The organism is Gluconobacter sp. DsW_058 (assembly GCF_002153615.1).
GTDB classification, from domain to species: Bacteria; Pseudomonadota; Alphaproteobacteria; order Acetobacterales; family Acetobacteraceae; genus Gluconobacter; species Gluconobacter cerinus.
Window position 1 is genome coordinate 91,085 of the sequence record NZ_JOPH01000001.1, and the last position, 20,573, is coordinate 111,657.

24 protein-coding genes are annotated in these 20,573 nt (G+C 51.2%); 10 read left to right on the forward strand and 14 right to left on the reverse strand.

Annotated elements, in window-relative coordinates; all coding sequences use genetic code 11:
• Window position 1: 1 nt before the first annotated feature.
• The 6 genes from HK24_RS00430 to HK24_RS00455 all read left to right on the forward strand — a co-directional run bounded on the left by HK24_RS00430 (window position 2) and on the right by HK24_RS00455 (window position 5,977).
• A complete protein-coding gene (locus HK24_RS00430) occupies window positions 2–1,015 on the forward strand; it encodes a flagellar motor switch protein FliG (protein WP_086632874.1) in 1,014 nt (337 codons plus the stop codon).
• Window positions 1,012–1,683, forward strand: a complete 672-nt coding sequence (locus tag HK24_RS00435; RefSeq protein WP_086632875.1) for a hypothetical protein — start codon at window positions 1,012–1,014, stop codon at window positions 1,681–1,683. Before HK24_RS00430 ends, HK24_RS00435 begins: the two co-directional genes overlap by 4 nt.
• 5 nt (window positions 1,684–1,688) lie before the next feature.
• A complete protein-coding gene (gene fliN / locus HK24_RS00440) occupies window positions 1,689–2,021 on the forward strand; it encodes a flagellar motor switch protein FliN (RefSeq protein WP_086632876.1) in 333 nt (110 codons plus the stop codon).
• 143 nt (window positions 2,022–2,164) lie between these two features.
• On the forward strand, window positions 2,165–4,246 hold the full coding sequence (flhA, locus tag HK24_RS00445) for a flagellar biosynthesis protein FlhA (protein WP_369826502.1): 2,082 nt from the start codon (window positions 2,165–2,167) through the stop codon (window positions 4,244–4,246).
• 124 nt (window positions 4,247–4,370) lie between these two features.
• Window positions 4,371–5,213 (forward strand): carbon-nitrogen hydrolase family protein, encoded by an 843-nt coding sequence (locus HK24_RS00450; RefSeq protein WP_086632878.1) that lies wholly within the window; start codon window positions 4,371–4,373, stop codon window positions 5,211–5,213.
• Between the two features lie 5 nt (window positions 5,214–5,218).
• Window positions 5,219–5,977, forward strand: a complete 759-nt coding sequence (locus tag HK24_RS00455; protein WP_086632879.1) for an NAD kinase — start codon at window positions 5,219–5,221, stop codon at window positions 5,975–5,977.
• Window positions 5,978–5,982: 5 nt separating this feature from the next.
• Here HK24_RS00455 and HK24_RS00460 read toward each other — a convergent pair whose 3' ends face one another.
• Genes HK24_RS00460 through HK24_RS00470 form a run of 3 tightly spaced genes read right to left on the reverse strand, consistent with a single transcriptional unit; the run spans window position 5,983 to window position 8,386 of the window.
• Entirely contained in the window at window positions 5,983–6,915 is a 933-nt protein-coding gene (locus HK24_RS00460; RefSeq protein WP_086632880.1) for a 2-hydroxyacid dehydrogenase, read from the reverse strand.
• Between the two features lie 17 nt (window positions 6,916–6,932).
• Window positions 6,933–7,424: a low molecular weight protein-tyrosine-phosphatase gene (locus HK24_RS00465; protein WP_086632881.1), complete on the reverse strand. Its 492-nt coding sequence runs from the start codon at window positions 7,422–7,424 to the stop codon at window positions 6,933–6,935.
• On the reverse strand, window positions 7,406–8,386 hold the full coding sequence (locus tag HK24_RS00470) for an AEC family transporter (RefSeq protein ID WP_086632882.1): 981 nt from the start codon (window positions 8,384–8,386) through the stop codon (window positions 7,406–7,408). The genes HK24_RS00465 and HK24_RS00470 overlap by 19 nt, the downstream gene beginning before the upstream one ends.
• 160 nt (window positions 8,387–8,546) lie before the next feature.
• On the opposite strand from HK24_RS00470, the gene HK24_RS00475 reads away from it, so the two are divergent.
• Window positions 8,547–8,858 (forward strand): hypothetical protein, encoded by a 312-nt coding sequence (locus HK24_RS00475; RefSeq protein ID WP_086632883.1) that lies wholly within the window; start codon window positions 8,547–8,549, stop codon window positions 8,856–8,858.
• Between the two features lie 357 nt (window positions 8,859–9,215).
• On the opposite strand, the gene HK24_RS00480 is transcribed toward HK24_RS00475, so the two are convergent.
• Both HK24_RS00480 and HK24_RS00485 read right to left on the reverse strand, forming a co-directional pair.
• On the reverse strand, window positions 9,216–9,773 hold the full coding sequence (locus HK24_RS00480) for a hypothetical protein (protein ID WP_143412273.1): 558 nt from the start codon (window positions 9,771–9,773) through the stop codon (window positions 9,216–9,218).
• Between the two features lie 60 nt (window positions 9,774–9,833).
• A complete protein-coding gene (locus HK24_RS00485; protein WP_143412274.1) occupies window positions 9,834–11,006 on the reverse strand; it encodes a hypothetical protein in 1,173 nt (390 codons plus the stop codon).
• An 883-nt stretch (window positions 11,007–11,889) separates the two neighbouring features.
• On the opposite strand from HK24_RS00485, the gene HK24_RS00490 reads away from it, so the two are divergent.
• Window positions 11,890–12,267: a LexA family transcriptional regulator gene (locus tag HK24_RS00490; RefSeq protein ID WP_086632886.1), complete on the forward strand. Its 378-nt coding sequence runs from the start codon at window positions 11,890–11,892 to the stop codon at window positions 12,265–12,267.
• Window positions 12,267–13,526, forward strand: a complete 1,260-nt coding sequence (locus HK24_RS00495; protein WP_086632887.1) for a Y-family DNA polymerase — start codon at window positions 12,267–12,269, stop codon at window positions 13,524–13,526. Before HK24_RS00490 ends, HK24_RS00495 begins: the two co-directional genes overlap by 1 nt.
• A gap of 170 nt (window positions 13,527–13,696) precedes the next feature.
• Here the strand turns inward: HK24_RS00495 and HK24_RS00500 are convergent, their stop codons facing one another.
• The 5 genes from HK24_RS00500 to HK24_RS00530 all read right to left on the reverse strand — a co-directional run bounded on the left by HK24_RS00500 (window position 13,697) and on the right by HK24_RS00530 (window position 16,951).
• Window positions 13,697–14,227 (reverse strand): hypothetical protein, encoded by a 531-nt coding sequence (locus HK24_RS00500; RefSeq protein ID WP_198942028.1) that lies wholly within the window; start codon window positions 14,225–14,227, stop codon window positions 13,697–13,699.
• A complete protein-coding gene (locus HK24_RS00505; RefSeq protein WP_086632888.1) occupies window positions 14,224–15,144 on the reverse strand; it encodes a hypothetical protein in 921 nt (306 codons plus the stop codon). The genes HK24_RS00500 and HK24_RS00505 overlap by 4 nt, the downstream gene beginning before the upstream one ends.
• Window positions 15,145–15,732: 588 nt before the next feature.
• Window positions 15,733–16,002 carry a hypothetical protein gene (locus HK24_RS00520; protein WP_143412275.1) on the reverse strand — a complete coding sequence of 90 codons (270 nt, stop codon included), beginning with the start codon at window positions 16,000–16,002 and terminating at the stop codon, window positions 15,733–15,735.
• Window positions 16,003–16,134: 132 nt separating this feature from the next.
• A complete protein-coding gene (locus tag HK24_RS00525) occupies window positions 16,135–16,461 on the reverse strand; it encodes a hypothetical protein (RefSeq protein WP_086632892.1) in 327 nt (108 codons plus the stop codon).
• Window positions 16,448–16,951 (reverse strand): lysozyme, encoded by a 504-nt coding sequence (locus HK24_RS00530; protein ID WP_086632893.1) that lies wholly within the window; start codon window positions 16,949–16,951, stop codon window positions 16,448–16,450. The genes HK24_RS00525 and HK24_RS00530 overlap by 14 nt, the downstream gene beginning before the upstream one ends.
• A 98-nt stretch (window positions 16,952–17,049) precedes the next feature.
• Between HK24_RS00530 and HK24_RS13385 the strand changes: the two genes are divergently transcribed.
• Window positions 17,050–17,697: a hypothetical protein gene (locus tag HK24_RS13385; RefSeq protein ID WP_143412276.1), complete on the forward strand. Its 648-nt coding sequence runs from the start codon at window positions 17,050–17,052 to the stop codon at window positions 17,695–17,697.
• Here the strand turns inward: HK24_RS13385 and HK24_RS00535 are convergent.
• From HK24_RS00535 to HK24_RS00550, 4 genes are all read right to left on the reverse strand, one after another.
• Window positions 17,648–17,986 (reverse strand): hypothetical protein, encoded by a 339-nt coding sequence (locus HK24_RS00535; protein WP_086632894.1) that lies wholly within the window; start codon window positions 17,984–17,986, stop codon window positions 17,648–17,650. The genes HK24_RS13385 and HK24_RS00535 overlap by 50 nt on opposite strands.
• 66 nt (window positions 17,987–18,052) lie before the next feature.
• A complete protein-coding gene (locus tag HK24_RS00540; protein WP_086632895.1) occupies window positions 18,053–18,709 on the reverse strand; it encodes a hypothetical protein in 657 nt (218 codons plus the stop codon).
• Window positions 18,710–19,804, reverse strand: a complete 1,095-nt coding sequence (locus tag HK24_RS00545; protein WP_086632896.1) for a hypothetical protein — start codon at window positions 19,802–19,804, stop codon at window positions 18,710–18,712.
• Window position 19,805: 1 nt separating this feature from the next.
• Entirely contained in the window at window positions 19,806–20,570 is a 765-nt protein-coding gene (locus HK24_RS00550; RefSeq protein WP_086632897.1) for a hypothetical protein, read from the reverse strand.
• Between the last annotated feature and the right edge of the window lie 3 nt (window positions 20,571–20,573).

Genomic DNA, 20,573 nt, shown 5'->3' on the forward strand with positions numbered 1-20,573 from the left:
AATGATTGGACTGGAAAAATCTGTCACGGGTGCGCAGAAGTCCGCCATTCTGATGATGGCATTAGGAGAAGAAAACTGCGCTCGCCTCTTTGAGCAGATGCATGAAGAAGAAATTCGAGAAATTTCTGCCGCCATGTCTCAGCTTGGGATGGTCTCTGCAGAAACTGTCGAAAGCGTCTGTCACGAATTCAGCCGGAGCCTCGGGTCTTCAGAAGTTTTGATTGGCGACATCGAAACAACAGAACGATTGCTCAAAAATACGCTCCCCGCCGGGCGAGCCGCGGCCATCATGGAAGAAATTCGTGGTCCTGCCGGGCGAACTATGTGGGACAAACTTGGAAACGTCTCAGAGGCAGTGCTCGCTAATTATTTAAAAAATGAATATCCGCAAACGGTCGCAGTTATTCTTAGCAGGATCAAGGCAGCGCATTCGGCGAAAGTTCTCGCTCTGCTTCCTGAAGAATTTTCGCTCGATGTTATGACGCGGATGCTGAAAATGGAAAATGTGCAGAAGGGTGTTTTGCACAGTGTGGAGCAGACATTAAGATCCGAGTTTGTCTCTAACCTTCCGCGTGGCTCGCATAGAGACAGCCACGAAGTTCTCGCAGACATCTTTAATAATTTCGATCGAAGACTTGAAGCACGCTTTATGACGGCCCTGGATGCGCGCAGTCATGATGATGCGGAGCGAATTAAAAGCCTCATGTTTACTTTTGAGGAATTGGCTCAGGTTCCTGTAGAGGGCCTTATGGTGTTGCTTAATCAGATTGCACGCGAAAGTTTGCCGATCGCTCTCAAGGGTGCAAGCGAGAAACTGCGAAGTGCATTTCTCGCATCAATGTCTGAGCGTGCAGGGCGTATTCTTATAGATGAAGTTGAAGCATTAGGCCCTGTGCGCGTTAAGGACGTCGATGCGGCACAGAGTGATATTCTGCTTGTCGCCAAAGTTCTCCTTGATCGTGGGGAAATTGAACTTCTGGATCAAGAACAGGCCGCGAATGAGATGCTCGTATGAGTATTTCTGATTTCGACCGCCGCGATCAGGTCTCCAAAGTTCTTTACGCTGAAGATTTTGACATCCCGGTTTTGTCTCTAGTCGAACCGGAATCAGTCTCAGATCTGTCTCCTGGGGAAATAACTACACCTGAACTCTACACTGCCGAAGATTTGGATTTTGCCTGTAGGCAGGAAAAAGAACGAGTGTCTGCACTCGAAAGAAATTTTTATGAAAAAGAAAAATCTGAGTGGAAGAACTGTATTGAGAATAATTCTTTAAATATTATAAAAAAAATTTCTGATCAGATGAATCAATGTGCACAGCAAGAAGCTGAAAATTCCTCAATCGCCATTTTTTCTTATCTAGCAAAAATTTTTCCATCCCTTTTGGAAAATTATGGCCCCAGAGAACGGGATGTATTGATTGATAAAATCATGCCAACCCTCAGAGATGCTGCGCGCATCAGAATAGAAGCTAAATCTCAGGAAATTCAGCATTTATTAACGTTGTGTGAGCGAGAAGGAGTGGAAGTGATTGATTGTCGTGCAGATGACACTTTGGCTTCGGGAGATTTTCGAATTTTTTGGGCGACGGGAAAGGCTTGCCGAGAGGCAGGAACCTTGGTGCAGGAAATTTTGAAAATATTTTCTCTGGATAAAGTTTTACCTGCAGTGAGCGCGGAATAATTGAAATGACTGATACACAGAATAATTTCGATCTTGATGACGTCGAAGCAGTATCGGCGCAGTCTGTAGAGCCGCCTCGCTTCGCTCATGATCTTGAAGCGATCTACGATATTCCTGTAACGGTCAGTGCCGTTCTGGGACGTGCAAATATGCAGGTGAGCCAGCTATTACGCTTGGGGCGTGGGGCTGTTGTGGAGCTTGATCGAAAAGTCGGTGATTCGATCGACATTCTCGTAAATAATCGTCTGATAGCTCGTGGTGAAGTCGTGATGGTTGATGAGAATAGACTTGGTGTAACCATGACGGAAATTATTAAATATGGAAAAGTTAAAAACTGAAAAATTTCCTAATATTTAACCTTTTGGTTATATTTTCTCTCAAGATAAAAATTTAATCAGGTAAGACTATTATTATGAACACATCAGAAGGGGTTCTTTCTTCCTTTGTGAAAAAGACCTCTCTCTCTGGTTATTTTCAGAAAATGCCCTTGCCCGCCTGGTTACAAGGAGGGCAGCGCTGGCTGCCGGGAACAGATGTTGGATTGGCACTGGCTGTTGCCGGATTGCTCTCAGTTCTCGTCTTGCCGCTGCCGACATTCATTCTGGATGTCGGGCTGGCCCTCTCAGTCACGGCGTCCGTACTTGTCCTGATGGTCGCTTTGTTTTTAACGCGACCACTTGATTTCACCTCTTTCCCGACATTGCTGCTCCTCACAACATTGCTCCGTCTGTCGTTGGAGGTTGCGACAACCAGACTTATTCTTAGTCACGGTTATGAGGGGATGTATGCAGCTGGCCATGTCGTCGCTGCCTTCGGAGGTTTTTTGATGGGAGGTGACGTCGTAATCGGCGCGATCCTGTTTGCAATCCTTCTGGTTGTGAATTTCATGGTGATCACAAAGGGGTCCGGGCGTATTGCCGAAGTGGCAGCACGCTTTTCGCTGGATGCTATGCCTGGAAAGCAGATGGCGATTGATGCGGAACTGTCTTCTGGCGCCATCAGTGACAAAATTGCGCGGCAGCGCCGTAAAGAACTCCAGGAAGAAAGTGGGTTCTATGGAGCGATGGATGGTGCGGCCAAGTTCGTCCGTGGAGATGCAATCGCGAGTTTGATCATTACGGCAATCAATATCGTCGGAGGGTTAGCCATTGGCATTGGGCGTCATGGGATGACTGTGGCGGATGCCGCATCTGCTTTCACGACTTTGACGATCGGCGATGGCCTGGTTTCGCAAATTCCTGCTCTGCTTGTCTCTACGGCCTCGGGTATTGTGGTGACCAAGGGAGGTACTGAAGGTGCGGCGGACGTAGCTTTGGTGCGGCAACTTGGCGGCAACCCCAAACCGCTTGCTTTGGCAGCTGGCTCAGCGGCTGTCCTGTCATTAATGCCTGGGTTGCCGACGCTTCCCTTTCTTGGTTTGGCAGCTCTTGCAGGAGGAGGAGCGTGGTTGCGACATCGCTCACCTGTTAAGGATCAGAATGCTGAAGAGGATGCTGTCAGCCTTCCTGAAAACACGCAGTCTGGTGAGCCCCCCATTACTGAAAGCCTCCGTGTAGATTTGCTACGTTTAGAGTTGGGCTTTAATTTGCTCTCAATTGCGAGCGGTGATGGTGCGCGGTTGACTGAACAAATCAAGGTTCTCAGAAGAACAATTGCTGGAGAAATGGGATTTATTCTGCCTCCCGTCCGTATTCAGGACAATCTTCAGCTTTCTTCCGACGCGTATGCTGTGAAAATTAAAGAAATCGAAATTGGACATGGAGAAGTACGGATTAGTCGGATTTTGGCGATGAATCCGAAGGGAGGTTTGCCAGACTTGCATGGTGAGGAAACGCGAGAGCCGGCATTTAATCTCCCAGCATTGTGGATTGATCAAAGTGAACGAGAGAATGCGATTATCAAGGGATATACAGTCGTTGATCCAGCAAGCGTCATTATTACGCACTTAACGGAGTTGGTTCGGGAAAACATGGCCGACCTCCTGTGTTACTCCGAGACACAGAAACTTCTGGATGACATGCCACGAGATCAGCAGAAACTGATTGTCGATCTTATTCCGTCTCAAGTGTCAGTGAGTGTTGTTCAGAGAGTTCTACAAAGTCTTCTTGCAGAGCAGATTTCAATTCGTGATCTGTCGGGTATTTTAGAGGCGCTTCAGGAAGGCTGTGGGCAAGGTCTGAAATCTGTACTGGCGTTGACCTCACATGTTCGAAGTCGTTTGGCGCGTCAGATCAGCTTCGCTGTTACCGGACCAAAAGGCTATATTCCTGTTTTGACACTAAGCCCCGATTGGGAAGTCGTGTTGTCAGAGAACATGATTGGTCCTGCAGATGATCGCCAGTTGGCGCTCCCGCCATCTCGCCTGAATGAACTGGTAGGCAAGCTGAGGCAGGCTCTGGATGTAGCTTTGGGGCAGGGTGAAAACCCGGTTATTCTTGTCGCCGGAGGGATGCGTCGTCCTATACGAATGATTGTGGAACGCATTCGCCCCGCGACCATGGTTCTATCGCAAACAGAAATTTCTACTCGCGCAAAGATACGGACCGTTGGGGTCATTCAGTAGGAACCCAAGAGTGCATGGCTCTCGTGTGTTGCAAGCTGCCATCTGAGTCTAAGGTGTACGGGCTTACCTCGGACTTTGTGATCGCTTATGGTCTCTGGTCATTGCTAAAGGGAATGTACCGACCATGCGTGTTGCACTGATCCAGATGGCTCCTTCGGCTGACCGGGATGCAAATATTGCTCAGGCTCAGAAGCTCGTGGCGGATGCAGTAAAAGCCGAAAACCCTGTCTTGGTGGTTTTGCCAGAGGTGTGGAGTTGCCTGGGCGGGACGGCCGAGACCAAGCACGCCAGCGCTGAGCCACTCCCTGCTCCGGGAGCGTCAGGCGGTCCGCTGTATGAGGCTTTGCGCGCAATGGCCAAAGAGCATGGCATTTGGGTTCATGGCGGCTCAATCGGAGAAACCGTCTCGGTTGAGGGAAAAGATAAATTGGCGAACACATCGCTGATCTTTGACCCTGACGGCAATGAATGCGGACGCTACAGGAAAATTCACCTTTTTGATGTGGTCACGCCGAATGGGGATGGTTATCGGGAAAGTGATAACTATGTGCCGGGTGACAGCGTAGAGGTTGTAGATATTTCAGGCGTCCCGACGGGTCTCGCCATTTGCTACGATTTGCGTTTTGCTGAGCTGTTTCTTGCATTGCGAGCCGCAGATGTGGCGATGATCATTTTGCCTGCTGCGTTTACACAGCAGACAGGGGAGGCTCATTGGGAAATCCTGATCCGGGCACGTGCGATAGAAACGCAGGCTTGGGTCATTGCCTGTGGGACAGCCGGTTGGCATACGGATGCCGCTGGCAACGAGCGTCAGACATATGGTCACTCCATGATTGTAAATCCGTGGGGCGAGGTTGTTCTGAAGCTGGGGGGCGAAGCTGCTTGGGGAACTGCCGATCTCGATTTTGATCAGGTGCGTCAGGTGCGTGAACGCATGCCAATTCAGGCAAACAGGCAGTTGATCTGATTAGTATGAAAATTGCTTTTGTAGCGGCGTCAACAGACGCCGCCCAGGATGCACTCGCAGTTCTGGTCGCTCGCTATGGGAACGTTCCGCTCGAAAGCGCTGATGTGGCTGTCAGTCTGGGGGGCGATGGCTTCATGCTCGAAACGCTTCATCGTGTTCTTGGGCTTGAGTTGGCAGTGTACGGTATGAATTACGGAACCATCGGGTTCCTTATGAATACGCCCAATGAAGATGATCTACCGGAACGCCTGTTAAATGCGCAGCCTTCCTTGCTACATCCGCTGCATATGACGGCAAGGACAGTTAATGGAGAAGTGTCGGAAGCGCGGGCGTTTAATGACGTGTTCCTCTTTCGCCAGACACGCCAGACATCCCGTATTCGTATTGAGGTTGATGGCCGGACAAGGCTGGAAGAGTTGATTTGTGACGGGGTCATTGTTGCGACCCCTGCGGGATCGACGGCGTACAATCTTTCCGCGCATGGCCCCATCGTGCCTCTGAGTGCGAACATCTTACCGTTGACGCCAATTTCTGCTTTCCGTCCCAGGCGTTGGCGGGGCGCTCTCCTGCCATCGACGGCGGTAGTCAGACTGACGTTGATGGACACAGACAAGCGACCCACCGCTGCAGTTGCAGATTTCAAGGAAATTCGTGATGTGGCTGAGGTGATTGTTAAAGAGGACCGCAAGCTGCATGCCACGGTCCTCTTCGATCCAGATCACGGCTTGTCCGAGCGTATTATCGCTGAACAGTTTCTGGAGTAGTTGTTTTACAGGATGGGTGTCAGTAACGGCTTACCGTCAAAGTGCGCGATGAGATTGTCGACCATCAGGTTGCCCATAATGGTCCGCGTTTCTACGGTTGCCGATGCCTGATGAGCTTGCAGGACCGTATTATCAAGCTTGAAGAATTCAGGATTGATGTTTGGTTCATTCTGGAACACATCCAGTCCTGCGCCTGCAATTCGCTTTTCTTGCAAAGCTGAGAGCAAAGCTGCCTCATCTACAACCGATCCGCGGGCAATGTTGATGAGGACGCCGTCTGGCCCGAGAGCTTCAAGAATTTCCGCATCAACCATATTGGCTGAGCGAGGACCTCCCGAGACTGCCAGAACGAGAATATCGGCCCATTCAGCCAGTTTCTTCAGATCACTCTCGAAGCGTACGGCGCTTTCAGGGCGTGGCTTCGAATTGAAATAGGCCAGTTCCATACCGAATGCTGCTGCACGATGGGCAATGGCTTGCCCTATCTGACCAAAACCTGCGATGCCCATCCGCTTTCCAGTCACGCTGCGGGACAGAGGCAACGAATTTCTGGACCATTCACCGGAACGAACAAGACGGTCATTCAAGACCGTGTCACGCATGACTGATAGCGTCAGGACAATGGCCATGTCTGCGACATCATCGGTGAGGGTGCCGAGCGTTGTTGCAACACCAATTTTGCGGCGGCGTGCTTCGTCAAGGTCGATCTGATCGGTCCCGACGCCGTTGACGGCGATGACTTCTAACGCAGGAAGCGCGTCCATAAGGGGGCGCGGAAGTCCTGAACCGCCGCCAGTGGCCACCCCCCGGACTTTATCTGCAATTGGCTTGAGCTGATCGAGGTCACTGTATGTGTGCAGGTTAAAATGCTCTTCAAGTCGCGCTACGATCCCGGCTGGGAAAGGGTCGATCATGAGCAGGTCAGGTTTGGTAGACAAGTCGGTTCTCCTGTTGATCAGTGACGGGAGGGAAGAGTGTCGAGCTCTTTGTCCGCAAGGGCACGGCAGGCGTGTTCAACGTCGTTCCAGGTGATCGTAAAGCCGCTTTCTGGGCCATAATAAGGATCATCCACGTCTTCACCCTCTCGGCCAGGAATATGGTCGAGCATAAGGGAGAGGCGCGCTCTACTATCCGAGGGCTGCATATTTTGCAGGTGGGTCAGATGTGAGTGATCGAGCGCAATGATGTGGTCAAAACGGTAAAAATCATCTTCGCAGATGAGGCGTGATCTAAGTGCCGAAGCGTCTAGGCCGTGTTGGCTTGCTACCTTGCAGGCTCTCGGATCTGGTGGATATCCGAGGTGCCAATGTCCAATAGCAGCTGAATCAATATCGAGTTCAAGTTCTCGCTTCTCAGCCTCTCGACGCATGGCAAGTTCAGCGAGTGGAGAGCGGCAGATATTGCCAGTGCAGACAAAGAGGAAGCTATTTAAGCGCCGGTTAACCATATGAAAAATGCCATTGTTGCAATGGAAGTCAGTGTCCCGAAAAACAGGACGGAAGCGATTTCGCGTTCCAGAACGTGATACCGCATTGCCAGAATAACGTTGATGGAGGCACTTGGGATTGCCATCGTCAACACACTTTCCTGAAGGGCCTGCGGGGGAAGGTGCCATGCGCGAGCCAGAGCGTAGATTATACCCGGAATGACAATGTTGCGGATCCCCACAATCGTGCCCACCAGAGGACTAAAACGAACCTGCCGCGTAAACAGGACGACGCCTGATGCGAACAAAGCTGCTCCTCCCGTCGTATGGCCGAGCAGAAGAAAAGATCCCTTCAGGAATACCGGCAGGAAAGCGCCAGCACTGACGAGCACAAGAGCTAACAGGGGCACCCAGACTACGGGCTCACGGCATGAATGAAGAAGATGCCCTATCAGTTCACGAAGTTCGTTGCGTCTTTCCGTCGTGGTATCGCGGGCCTGTCTGTTTCCGTGATCGTGCCCCATCAGAATAAGGGTAATGGGTAACTGGATCAGGTTCATCGCTAGGGCGGCGATTGAAATCGGCACACCGCTGGCAGCCCCGAAAATCTGCCCTAAAACTGGGATACCAATAAACGGGACCGAGGGACCGGTGATTGTCATGGCAATGATGGCGGCTTCGCTCAGTCGGCGCTTCAGTGCAAAACGGAATACACTGAAAACGGCAGCATATCCGCCCACCATTGCCAAAAGTATGAGCGCCGCTACCGGACCAGCAGACAGCACCTGAGCTTTGGGCGTGCTCAGAATGGAGACGAAGAGTTCGAGCGGAAGGGCATAGAGCATGACCAGTCGCGTCAGAACGCCTGCCTGCTGGGCATCAAAATCTTTACGGTATGCGGCGAAATAGCCGAAGCCCAGTGTGACCAGAATGGGCAAAATAGCCTGGATGATCGTGAGCAGCAGGTTGGGCGAAGAGGTCATGAGATGCTCATAGAAAGGCTGATGTTCCAGGTGTCGCTATTCTCTTTCGTAATGACATCGTTATCATCCGTCCATCCCTGCCGCTGGAAGCGATTGACCAAAAAGAGCGGGTGATGTCTTTGTAGAATGCTTTTGCTTCAATTCTCACTCTGGGCGAACCATGCAATCCATTTTTGACACCTTGCTCAGTTTTATCCTGATGCTACTGGGCTTTATTGTCGCGGCCGTAGCTTTTGTGGAAGTCGCTGCGCGTGCCGTATTGAGTAGTATCGGGATACATGGGCAGTTTCAGACGGTTCTTCTTCTATGTCTGTTATGCGCCCTAATTGTTGTGGCATTTCGTATTTTTGGACGCTTATTGGCGGTACTTCTGACCGCTGCCTTTGTCGTGTATCTGTTGCACGCATTGTTAGGTGTTCCTCCTAATATTCCCGTCAGGGAAAACTCCTCGGAGAAGGCTATTACTCTGTAGGTATATGTTTTCCGTTATGGGGAATGCATTTTCTTCTAAGTGCTATTTTTTAAATGAATGTGATAATATTTTTTATTGTAATTTAATCAATTTTTTACTCGAAATGCATTCATCTCAGTTTCTGAAAGTCTGTTTCGATAAAAACGTGGTAGTTTTTCTTGAATTTTTGGATTTCATCTGGCTTCATTTTTGAAAATTGGCGGTTTAGGGTTCAAAATAGTATGGACCACTTGCAGGAAATTACTGTGCATTCCGCCATAACCCTTGAAGAATGTGGTATCTCCCTGTCGCTAGGGGCGCTTCCAAAGCATAGCCGAGGCCAAGGACGGAAGTCTGGAGCGTTATTTCCCGTAGCCGTTAAGGTGCTAAGGGCGCACCAAGGAGGATGGGAACCCATTTCCCCCGGGAATAGATCACTGGCTGTGCACTGCCCCCGGCACAGTCTGAACATAGGGCCATGCCGCCCTCCACGCCTTTCACCTTCGAAAGAAGTATTGATTTTGTATAAGGCTGCATGAACAACAGGCCGCCATATGTAGTGGCGGCTGTTGCATCCCCAATTGAGATATTATGGGTGACAGGATCTGCGTTGACATATGCGAGACGGGCATAGGATGCGGGTGCAGTTTTTGTTGCGGGCACTGAGCTTCCCAGAACAAGGGATTTGGCTTGCAGTGTTGTTTTTACCGTGGCTAAGCCATTGATATAAATTGCGCCATTGGGAGGCGTTACCGACGTCATCGCTTCATTTGTAGTACTGCTGAGGTTCACTGTTGTCGGAGAACCCACAGAAGAATTGTAAATATTGTTATTGCCGTTCCAGCCGCCAAAAATACTGATTGCACCAGATTGCCAGCAGTTATTATTGGATATTGTAGTCTGGGATACTGTATCTGCCGGGGTGGTGATAATCATGCAGGTGCCATGCCAGATGCCAGACGTCTGATTTCCAGTCACAATTGAACCGTCTGACACTTATAATTGGTAGACAGGTGTTGTCTGGGTTGGTTGTCCACCCAGAGAATTCGCACCATTGTCCGTAATCACGGAATATACGCTCGAAGCCGTCGCGCTACCGATTGAGTAGCCAATAAAAGACGGGTTAGCTGCGGCCTGCAGGTTATTTCGTGAGACGATATTTAAGCCGCCCTGAATCCAGATACCGCCATATTTCACATTCAGGCCGTTATCTACAATCTCCATACCTTCGGATCCAGTATGATCTGCTGGACCCATGTATACCCCGTACCCGAATGTCAGGAACCTGTTTCGAGAAACGAAGATGCCTTGGACATGATCGTGAATACGCACGGCGACTGACTCCTGCGTATAAACGCCTTGAACGCTGTTATCATAGACATCAGAATCAGATGAGTACTGGTCTGCGCCGGTTGTTCCTACTGCTTTCGCCACGCCCGTGAACTCGGTGAAGGCCCGAGAAAACGAGCCGTAGTTTCTATAGATACTGAAATGGCCGACATTTTGTCCGTAGAATAAGGACCCTGCCCCCGCAGACACAACAGAAGCATTTGGGTAACGTGGGTCTTTGTTAGGAACCGACATGCCGTGAATGCTGGACTGGAAATATCCGAAAAATTCTTTCGCGTTCTGGACGGGCACGAATTTTGCTTTTCCGGCCGTATCAAAAAATACGCCATCATGAATGTTGAAGCCGGACATCTTGGGAACATTTGATCCATCGAAGACCCGAAAATCTGATCCGGTCGTCGTCACAACGCCTCCGCTGTTGAAATTAATATCAACAATATTGCCTGATCCGGTTAAAATGCGGATTGGTGCGTTATTGACGCAAAGCCGACCCGCCGGGAACGTCAGTGAATTGCCGGTGGCCATAACATAGGCAAAAGCGGTCGAGAGCGCGACATGATCATCAATGGTGGCGTTACATTTGGCGCCGAAATCCAGAGGGCTGAGAATGCGTCCCAGATGATCAGCAAGTGTATGTGCTGTCGGAGCTCCGATGGCTCGTGCCACGGAAGTGGTGACGTCAAGACCTGAGGCTGAACCGCCCTGAATGCTGGGATTTTGCATCCGCCCGTTGACGGCATCAGACCTGACAGGATCTTCCGGATTTCCAGCTGGAGTATGAGATCGCCAGTTTGGCACGGCATTGACGGGATCGGCCACTGCATGCCTCGTGCAAGGCAGTAATAAGACGGCGATGAAAACTGTCCTCACGAGTTTCATGTCACAGGCTCTCCTTATGCCTCAATCGCTATTTTGTAATGCAGGCTGATGTCACGTTTGATCGCCATAGTAGGCCAAACACATGTTTGTAACGTACTCGCACTTTTTGGGTCATCACATGTGGAGGGTCGGTCCCTTCACATAAGCATTCGCGTCGAAGTGGGTATGTTTGAGATACGGTGCCGATACTAACCGCTCATCTGAGGTTAGGGGCACCGTGTGCTAAATTTGGCCTTAGGCTGCGGAAATTTCCAAGGTGAGTGGACAAGCGGCCTACTGAAAAAACTGGCGTCTTCAAAAACATTAGAGGTGGAGGAATGCGGACAATTTTTAACCGGCCCTACCTTAATGGCTTTCCGAAGTGATTCGATACGAATGGAAAGTAAAAACCTAATAGTGACTAAAAAATCTGGCAATATTTTATCGCTGTTTCGAAGATTTTTACTGTGTAAATTCCTCTGAATAGGGAGGTATGCAAAAATTGTTGAATAAAAAATTTATTGGAAAATACGAAAATTATCGTGACTGTAAAGCGTAGGGAAAATGTAAAATATTACTTCGGAATGGAGAAAGGGGAGCTTTGTGTGGTGTCCGCGAGAGGAATAGATTTCTCTAATAAAATTATAGCCTTGCGTTTTAACACAGCTCTAATGTCACCACCTAAAATCAATGACTTAGAGGGAAATTGTAAAACAATGACCCTCTCAGTCTAAGGCGTTCCGCCTAACTTGCTGAAATTCCTAGCAAACAAAATTTCATTTCAGAATTCATTTGACGCAGCTCGTTATGTTCTCTTTCTGTTCTCATTAAGCAGGAGGAGAAGATGGCGTATCAAGGCGACCGTACAACGGGTTTTGCATCACCCGCAGCTGATAATATCGAGGGCACCATCGACTTGATGGCGGCCGTCCTGGATCTGCGTCAGCCAAGCCGCTACCCCGTTCGCGTCGAAGGTGATGCCCTGGTCGGACGCGGAATCAAGCACGGCGACATTCTGGTGGTCGATTCTGCCTTGGCTCCTCGGGCGGGTGTCGTCGTCGTGGCCAGCGTTGGGGATGAACTGCGCGTCTGTGAGCTGACACAGCGTCCCGATGGCTGGTGGCTTCGCCCGTCAGGGGCCACAAAACCTGTGCAGGTTGATGATGACACCGACGTCTCAATTTGGGCTGTCGCAACCGGTCTTGTCCGCACAGACGTCTGATGCCTGTCTTTGGCCTTATTGACGGCAACTCTTTCTATTGTTCGTGCCAGCGTGCTTTCGAGCCGCGCCTAAAGCGCAAGCCGGTCGTGGTTCTCAGTAATAATGACGGCTGCGCCATAGCCAGAACACGTGAAGCCAAAAGCCTTGGGATCAAGATGGGCGATCCCTGGCACTTCGCTCGTAAACGCCCTGAAGCTCGGCCGGTCGTTTGGTACTCGTCCAATTACGCCCTTTATGCCGACATGTCCCGCCGGATGTACGAGGTTCTTCAGGCGCGCGTTCCTGCTGTGGAGCCCTATTCGATCGATGAGATGTTTCTCGACCTGACAAGCCTGCCAGGTGACTTGTATCAGCGCTGTAAGGATATCAGGGAGGCTGTCTGGCAAGAGGCGAAAATTCCGACCTGCGTCGGGTGGGGACCAACAAAGACGATCGCCAAGCTGGCGAATGGTCTGGCCAAGGATCACGCGCGCCTCGAAGGGCTATGTGACCTGACAGACCCGCGCATCCGGGCCGAATGGTACGCTGTCACCAGCATCGAAGATGTCTGGGGGATTGGAAGGCAAACTGTAAAGAAACTGCAGTCGACAGGTGTTGAGACAGTGGCAGACTTTGTTTCACTGGACCCAAAATTAATCCGGAATTTGCTGACTATCGTGGGCGCGCGCGTCCAGGCGGAACTGCGTGGACAGTCGTGCCTTGCGCTTTCGGATGTTTCGTCCAGTCGGAAAAGCATTGCCTCGACACGGACCTTTGGCCGTTTGCTGACAGAATGGTCCGAGATCCGCGAAGCCTTTGCTCATTATGCAGCCAGGGCAGCAGAGAAGCTGCGTGCCGAGCATCTGGAATCCGCTCACCTCTCTGTTTTGATCCAGACCAATCCTCACAATGGAGATCCCTGGTACGCAAAGCATGTCGGTGCAGCCATTGAGCCTACGTCTGACACCCGCGATCTGATCCGACATGCGACGCAACTCGCGGAAGCCATTTGGATTCCAGCCTACCGCTATTTCAAAGCAGGCGTGATCTTAACTGACCTTAGACCGGCGTGTCGGCAATCGCAGCTTTTCGCATTGCGAGAGTCAAAAGTCTCAGCAGCGGCCATGACAGCCATGGATGCGATTAATATACGATTTGGATCGGGCGTTATCCGCTTGTCTTCTACAGGTAGAAATCGGGATTGGCAGCCTAGGGCATCGCTGCTTTCTGATCGCTATACAACCCGTCTTAGCGAAATTGTGCGTGTGCAAAGTTGGTAAATTTATAATGCCCATTTTCTCGCTGTCATAATGGCCTCCCAATCAAGAACGGTGAATTCTACAATCCGGAATTACCTTTTCAAAGTATGGAAAATTCAATTTATTTGTCTGAATCTTTTCTCAAGAGAGATAAAATTTGAAATTTTTCCGCTGAATCCCCTTTATCAAAATCAATTAGGACTATCACGATATTCCTTATCGAACAGTGCATGAGCGCGTTTGACAACCATTAGCAACGTTAACAGAAAGTGAGCATAGAGAAACACCATGGCAGCAGAAATAATGCAGCTTTGGAGCGACTGGACATATGACAGTAATGAAAGCACCAGTGCAGCGCAGCAAACGAGAACGAGATAAGACATGTTAGCGTTCAGCTCGATCAGTAACCTCTTCCGATCTGCAAGTGTGTTTGCTATCGATGTCGCAATGCGCGTGTCGGAGGGTAAGTCCCATTTTCGTTGGAAGATGGAAAACATTGCTACCTGAATATTCAATATCAGCGCAATAAAGATACCGAAGAATGTAATGGAAATATTATATGTGTCAGATGTAAAGCTGCGTCCGGCATAATATGAAAATCCAGCTGTAACGAAAGGAAGAACGTAAAACAAAGTAATATCAAATATAGAAGTTTTGTTTGTTCTGCTATCATATAGGGTTCCAAAATGGTCCCTAAATATTGATCCTACGTTGATTTTCATGATTTAGTCTTATCTAGGGTATCGAAGAAATCTAAAAGTATTTTATCGGATTGCTCGCATAGAGATTGGTATGTGGGATGACCGTCGCTGCCACGAATAACATCTTCGGTAATGTCGATAACACCAGCGTTAGAGTCACTGCCGAATACCCCAACTGGACGATACTTTCCGCCGATTTTCACATCGGCGTAGGCCTCAGAGAATTCAATGCCATCATGTAGCACTAAGCCGGCGTCACTTGTTTTCAGTGCCCCCGTCACTTCGCCGAACAACCCAAGAATCTTACTACGTCGGGCGGATAGACGCACTTCGAAGTTTACCTCATCCGGAGCTTCTCTGCCGAGGTAGCGATCCGTTACGTCCTGTGGAGCATTGCGTTTGATGAGGCGAAGACTTCTAACCGGCTCCTTGTCGTAGAGACTGTTGCTTTCGCTGGGAAGCAACTTTTGATATTTCAACACATAGCCGGGGTTGATGGCTGTAAATTCCTGCTGTGCTTGATCCATAATGAGTCCAATGCACGACCTTCCTTGAAATGATTGGAACGCCGCGAAGAAAAAATCTTTCTTCTCTGGAAACCAAATTTCGTAGAACAGTGGTATTTCTTCAATATCATTAACTTTGCGTCGATAGTTTTGCGTCTTCGTCTTGCTATCTACGAAGTTACTCTCAAAGCCGAATGTGCCGTAATGTGTGTAGCCTTTGCTATTTCCTAAGCTATCTTTTTCACGCTCGGCAAAATACCAACTACGTTCCTTCTCTTCGTTCTGGACAGCTACGGCGTGATTTTTAACGAAGTTCGTGAAGAACTGTGGCGGTGTGATATTAAATTCACTGGAATTGAATGGCAGACGTGCTCGATCACCCTTCTTATGCGCCGTAACCAAATACCCACGTAGGCCGATTGCACTCGCCATTCTAATACCCCTGCTTTATTCTCCGGATCAAACCAAGTTATGAGCGCAAGTGCAATAGTAGTGCATCTGTGGATGATCATCCGATGAGTGTGGGCTCCCCATTGTTTGGCAGTTATATCCGTTAAATTAGGTTTCTTCCCTCCGACCTCGTTCCTCTTTCTTTACCGACCGCGACATGCGCGGACTTGGTCGCGCAAGCCGATGTAATCCCCAAGCCAGCGCACAATCTGCTGCCGGGGGTTGTCGTTGATCTCATTCGCTAACTCCATTTGATCAGTGTTGGAGTAAGCAATGACGGTGGGACAAGGCACATATTGGACTGATGTGCAGCTCGTGAGAACAAACCCAAGAGCAATCCACTTCATGCATCACCTCTATTTAATCTCGCTAACACAGCATCTTTTGCTGCAGGCTTATTGGTTTCAGCCTGAGCCATGGCTGAAGCCCGATCGAGAGCACTCTGCGCGGTTCTAACGTCTTGATCAGCCGTATCGGCTTTCTGCGATTTACCCCCGGCTCGATAAAGCCCGAAGGCCGACGCCACGCCCACAAGGAGCATGACGCCAAGAATCGTCAGATTGGCGGTACTCACTGGCCAGGCGCTTCCATCGCCGGCTGAACGGCCGGGCCGGCAGCGATGACACGCTCCAGTTCCGTGGCACCTTCCAGCGTTTTAGTCAGAGCAGCATCGAACGCCGTGATATCGACATGCTCGGCGAGCTTCGACATGGAGGCTGCCAGAACACCCTGAACCACGAGACCGCCGACGCTGATGCCCTGCTGGACCGAGGGTGTATCAGCCTTGCCCAGAGACTGGTTCACAAGACCTTCAAGGGCGGTAACAGAACTAAAAGCCATTGGTGTTTCTTCCATAAAAAAAGCCACCTCGATGGGCGGCATTGCATCCGACGGTCTGACAGCTGGGGTGCTGCCTCCTTCGGAAACCTGAGGAATGAGGATGATCGAGCCAGGACCGGCTGAAGGGCTCAGTCAGGTCGGCGCTTTGGGCTTGCCTTGGCTGTCGAGGATCTGCACGCCACTGTCTGCGCCGGCCTTTTTCAGAAGTGGCGCTTCAGCCCGCGTCGTCATGACGGCCGTGAGCCCGATCTTGTACATGGCGGCAGCATATTTCTGCTCGAAGGCCAGAACGCTCAGAAGCTGATACGGCCTGACCCAAAGAGATCCGGGAGCCGGAGGGGCAATCCGAGACCGCAGAAAGCCGCAGACATTCAGCAGCACCGATGCCAGGACAAGAAAGATACCACCCCAAAACAAGACCTGCGGCGGAAGCAGTCCGAGAAGATCAGACCATTGCATGGCTTGCCCTCATGATTGTCCGCTTGCCCAAGAACACATCCCGTTCATAGGCGCGGCGATTGGTCAGGCCGGCCAGCTCGATCAGGTGGCCTTTCACGGTCGTCTTGTTCCAGCGTGGCAGCTCATTGGCCGCGCCAGCATAATCCCCTGCATTCAGCTTTCGCAGAAGCGTGGAGCTTTCCACGGCTGGTGTGCCGACATTGTATTGCCAGGACAGAAGCGCCGCCCGCTGGACATCCGAAAGCGGAACCTTGACCAGGCGCGACAGGGCCGCGTCGTAGGTCATGACTGACTGGAGCAGCAGACTCGCCGCATCCGCTTCACTGATGGGCGGCGTTCTGGCCGTGATAGGCTTTCCGGATTTCAGCCAGCGGCTTCCATAGCCAATCGTCCAGCACCCGGCAGGACAAACATAGGGCTTCGACCGGAACCCTTCGAATCCGGGCAGCTTCAGGAGCGTCGTGGCCAGCACGACGGCAGTTTCATTCATGGAATTTTCCTATTGTGTTAGTATAGTTACGTCACTTAAAAATATCGAATTTATAATTATTCTGATGGAATGGCTCAATGATTAAGATAATATTGGATATGATTTTGCTACTTCCAATGGCTTGTCTATCAACAAATTTCGCTATTAAGTTAACTAACGGCACAACATATCAAAAATCTATGTTCTTTATACTAATAAATTCTTACTTATTCTTTTCAATTAATTTCTTTATAATAAAATACAATTATGTTGATTCAAACTACAAACCAAATGGAAGTGTAGGAGAATTTCTTCAAGATATATTATATACTTTTATAGATTTAAAGGGAGAAATTATAATATACACTTGGATATTATTTTTATTTCTAATTCCATATTTTTTTAGTTATATTTTTGTTGGACTTTTTGGGTATGCTAGAAAAATTAAACCTTCAAAATCTATAAAGTATTTTATCTTGTTTTGCTCTAAATCAATGATGTCTTTTTCGGGGGCTGCAATTGGACTCATTGCATCTTATTTGGTCATGGGATTAAAGGTTCCAGTAAGTATAGGAAAATTATTTGAAGTTATTTGTAGTTTGATTATATATACTAACGCAATGATAGTTATTTTTTATCTATTCGTAAATATAGATTTATTAAATAGATTTAATTCTCCTTGTCTAAATAAAATAGATAAATTCTTCCGAAGAAAAATCACCTCCCAACAGATACCACCAAGTGAACAACCCCGGACCCAAGAATAGACGTCGCCAGGGTGACCACCGCCGTGACAACGGCCTTGCCACCCATGACGCGATCGACCTTGGATCCAAGTGCCTTGATTCCGTCCTCCAGATCTTCTTTCAGATCACTGATCTGGGTGCGCAGGGATGCGATCTCAGAGCGCATTTCAGCCCGTAGATCAGACTGATTGTCGCCGAGCGCTGAGACGAGCGTTTCCAGCTTGAGCACCCGGTCTTCCAGAACCCGGATCACCTCATCCTTGCTTGAAGGTACATTGAGGCTCGGAGCGGAGGTCTGTGTATCAGGCATGATTTTTCCATAAAAAAGCCGCCCGGAGGCGGCTATCAGAACAGGGTTAAGTGTAGGGGCTGGCGATCAGGCCAGGACCGGGTCAGGCCGCGCGGGCAATGCCGTGCTGGTGGTATCAGTGCCGCTGGCAATCGCCGCGACAGCCTTCACGTAAGCCTTCATGGCGTCGGTGAAGGTCTCACCCATGGCAGCGGCCAGGCTGGCCTGTTGCTGGATCCACACCTGTTCGGTCTCGGCCTGGAGCGTCAGCGGAATAGGCGCGGGCGGCGGCGTGTAATCCACGATTTTGCCGTCCTGAAGACCCTTGTTGCCCTTGTAGCCATGATCCCCGCCCAGAGCCTGCCATTCGGCCGCAGACAGAAAGTGCATATCGGCCAGAGGCGGGAGATTGGCATGCGAGCCAAGCGCCCACAGATCAAACCAGCTTAGAACCGCGGTGGGCTGCGCGGCGGTGTGGTCGTAACAGGCGACATACCGGCCGGCATAGGTCAGCGCGCCATTGCTGACAGGGATGTTGCTGGCCCCGACCGTGTCAGAAAACTGGTCGGCCGTCAGCACGATCAGGCTGGAGACGGCCGGCAGATCCAGCACATTGATGCGGGCCTGCGGATCTTCCGTGGTGCCGGACCAGGCGTCATAAACGCCCGTGACGGTCGTGCCATCCGTGGCCGCATAATAGCGATCAGGATAGGCGGCCTTGATGGCCTCAAGAGCAGTGGTCATTTATTTGGGTCCGATTGCAAATACCGTGATGTCTGTTGTGCCGCCGCCGTTGATCCACAACGTGAAGCCACCCGCATCGGCATTGACCGCCTTGCAGTTCGCATCGCTGGGACTGGCGTTCTGCGCCATCACCTGCGGCGTATCCGAGAATCCGGACGAGAACGTCACGCGGCTTTGAGAGGCGACGCCACGGACGATCATGCGGACAATCTTGTCCGTCTTGGGAAGCGGCAGATCGTCAGTGAAGACAAAGCCATGGCCGTTCCAGTTGATGGTGCCCGAAGACACGGAGAAAAAGGCGTTTCCCGATCCATCATAGGCCACGGCGTTTCCGTCTGGCTGGAAGCTGAATTTCCCCCCGCCATACTGAACCGTCAGATAGCCGTTGATGGTCTGATTGTTGCTTGTGTCGCCCGCACGCAGAATTCGGGTCTCTGCATTGGCGCTGGCGGAACTGGCCGCGTTGGCTGCACTGCTGGCGACGTCATTGACGCGGGCATTCGTGGCATAATCGCCGGCGGGCTGGAAGGTGTGCCAGCTTCCACCTGCATAAGCCCCGAGCTGACCATTGCCCAGATAGATCGTGAGCAGGTCCGGAGCCACTGCGGCGGAGTCACCATATTTCCGCAGGTATCGCCCGTCCGCCTGAACCGCAGGCACGGACTGCTGACTGCCCCAGTCACCGACATTCGGCACCAGGGCACTGTCTGACACGACAAGCGCCTTGATAGCCGCTCCATCCGTGGACAGACCCGCCACTGTCAGCAGGCCGTTGCCATCCAGAAGCGGCAGATAGGAACTTGGAACCCAGGAATACACCCGGACCGTTCCGGTGAAATTCAGGGCTGACGTGGAATTCTGCGTCGTACCCCGGATGGTCTGGCGACTGAGCGTGTTCGGTGTGCCCACTGTCAGGACACCCACACCCCATTCCGCCTGCGTGCCATCATCGGCAAAATAGAACACCTGCCCACCGCTTGGTGCGGCCGCCGCAAACGAGCGCCGATCCTGAACGGCCCCATTCAGAACGAATGACGCGGTTCCCGGTGTGGTCGAGGTCTCCAGGACAAGGTCCAGGAGCAAGGGCGCTGCCATGTCACAGCCTTTCCGTCAGAGTGAGGGTCTGGGCATGGCGATCAGCCGGCCCGAACGGATTGGAGAGATCCCCACCAGACAGCCGCCCGAACAGCGCGGTTTCAGCCAGCGCAGGAGGGTCGCTGTCCGGATCCGGGATAAAGAGAATATTCTGGCCCGTAGCGGCGGCCCGCTGGATCTGTCGCAGGACAGGCGCATCCGCATCACCATAGGACTGATGCGCGATCGACAGGCCGCGCTGGACATAGCGCGCATCTACGAATTCACCGCCTGACAGCGTGGTCGTGCTCTGCTGACCGACCTTCAGGTTTTCCGTGCTGTCCGTGGAGTAGTTCCGCGCCGGCTGCCAGAGAGGACCGACGAAGGCCAACGGGATTGAGAGAAAGCCGTCCGGATTGTTCGGATCATTCACCCAGAGCGTGATGGCATCCGCCGAAAGGCCGGCAGGCAGAACATGAACGCATTGACCTCCCGCCACCGCCGCAGATCCATCCCAGGAATATGTTCTGTTTCCACCCGCACGCAGTTCGATGTGCCAGGTTGCTGCAGCGGACAGATTGGTCCGGTGCAGGCTGATCGCCCGAACGGGTGCAGATCCAGACAGGGTCAGCGTCAGTGTGCCCCCGGTGGAGGGCACCCGCCAGCCAAGACTGGCCGCACCGTGCTGATTGCGCAGGTTGGTTCCCGGCAGACCGGGCACCTCGCCACTGACCGCGATCGCCGCGTCCAGGACGCGGTTCTCCCAGCCAAAACCACAGTTTTGCATTGT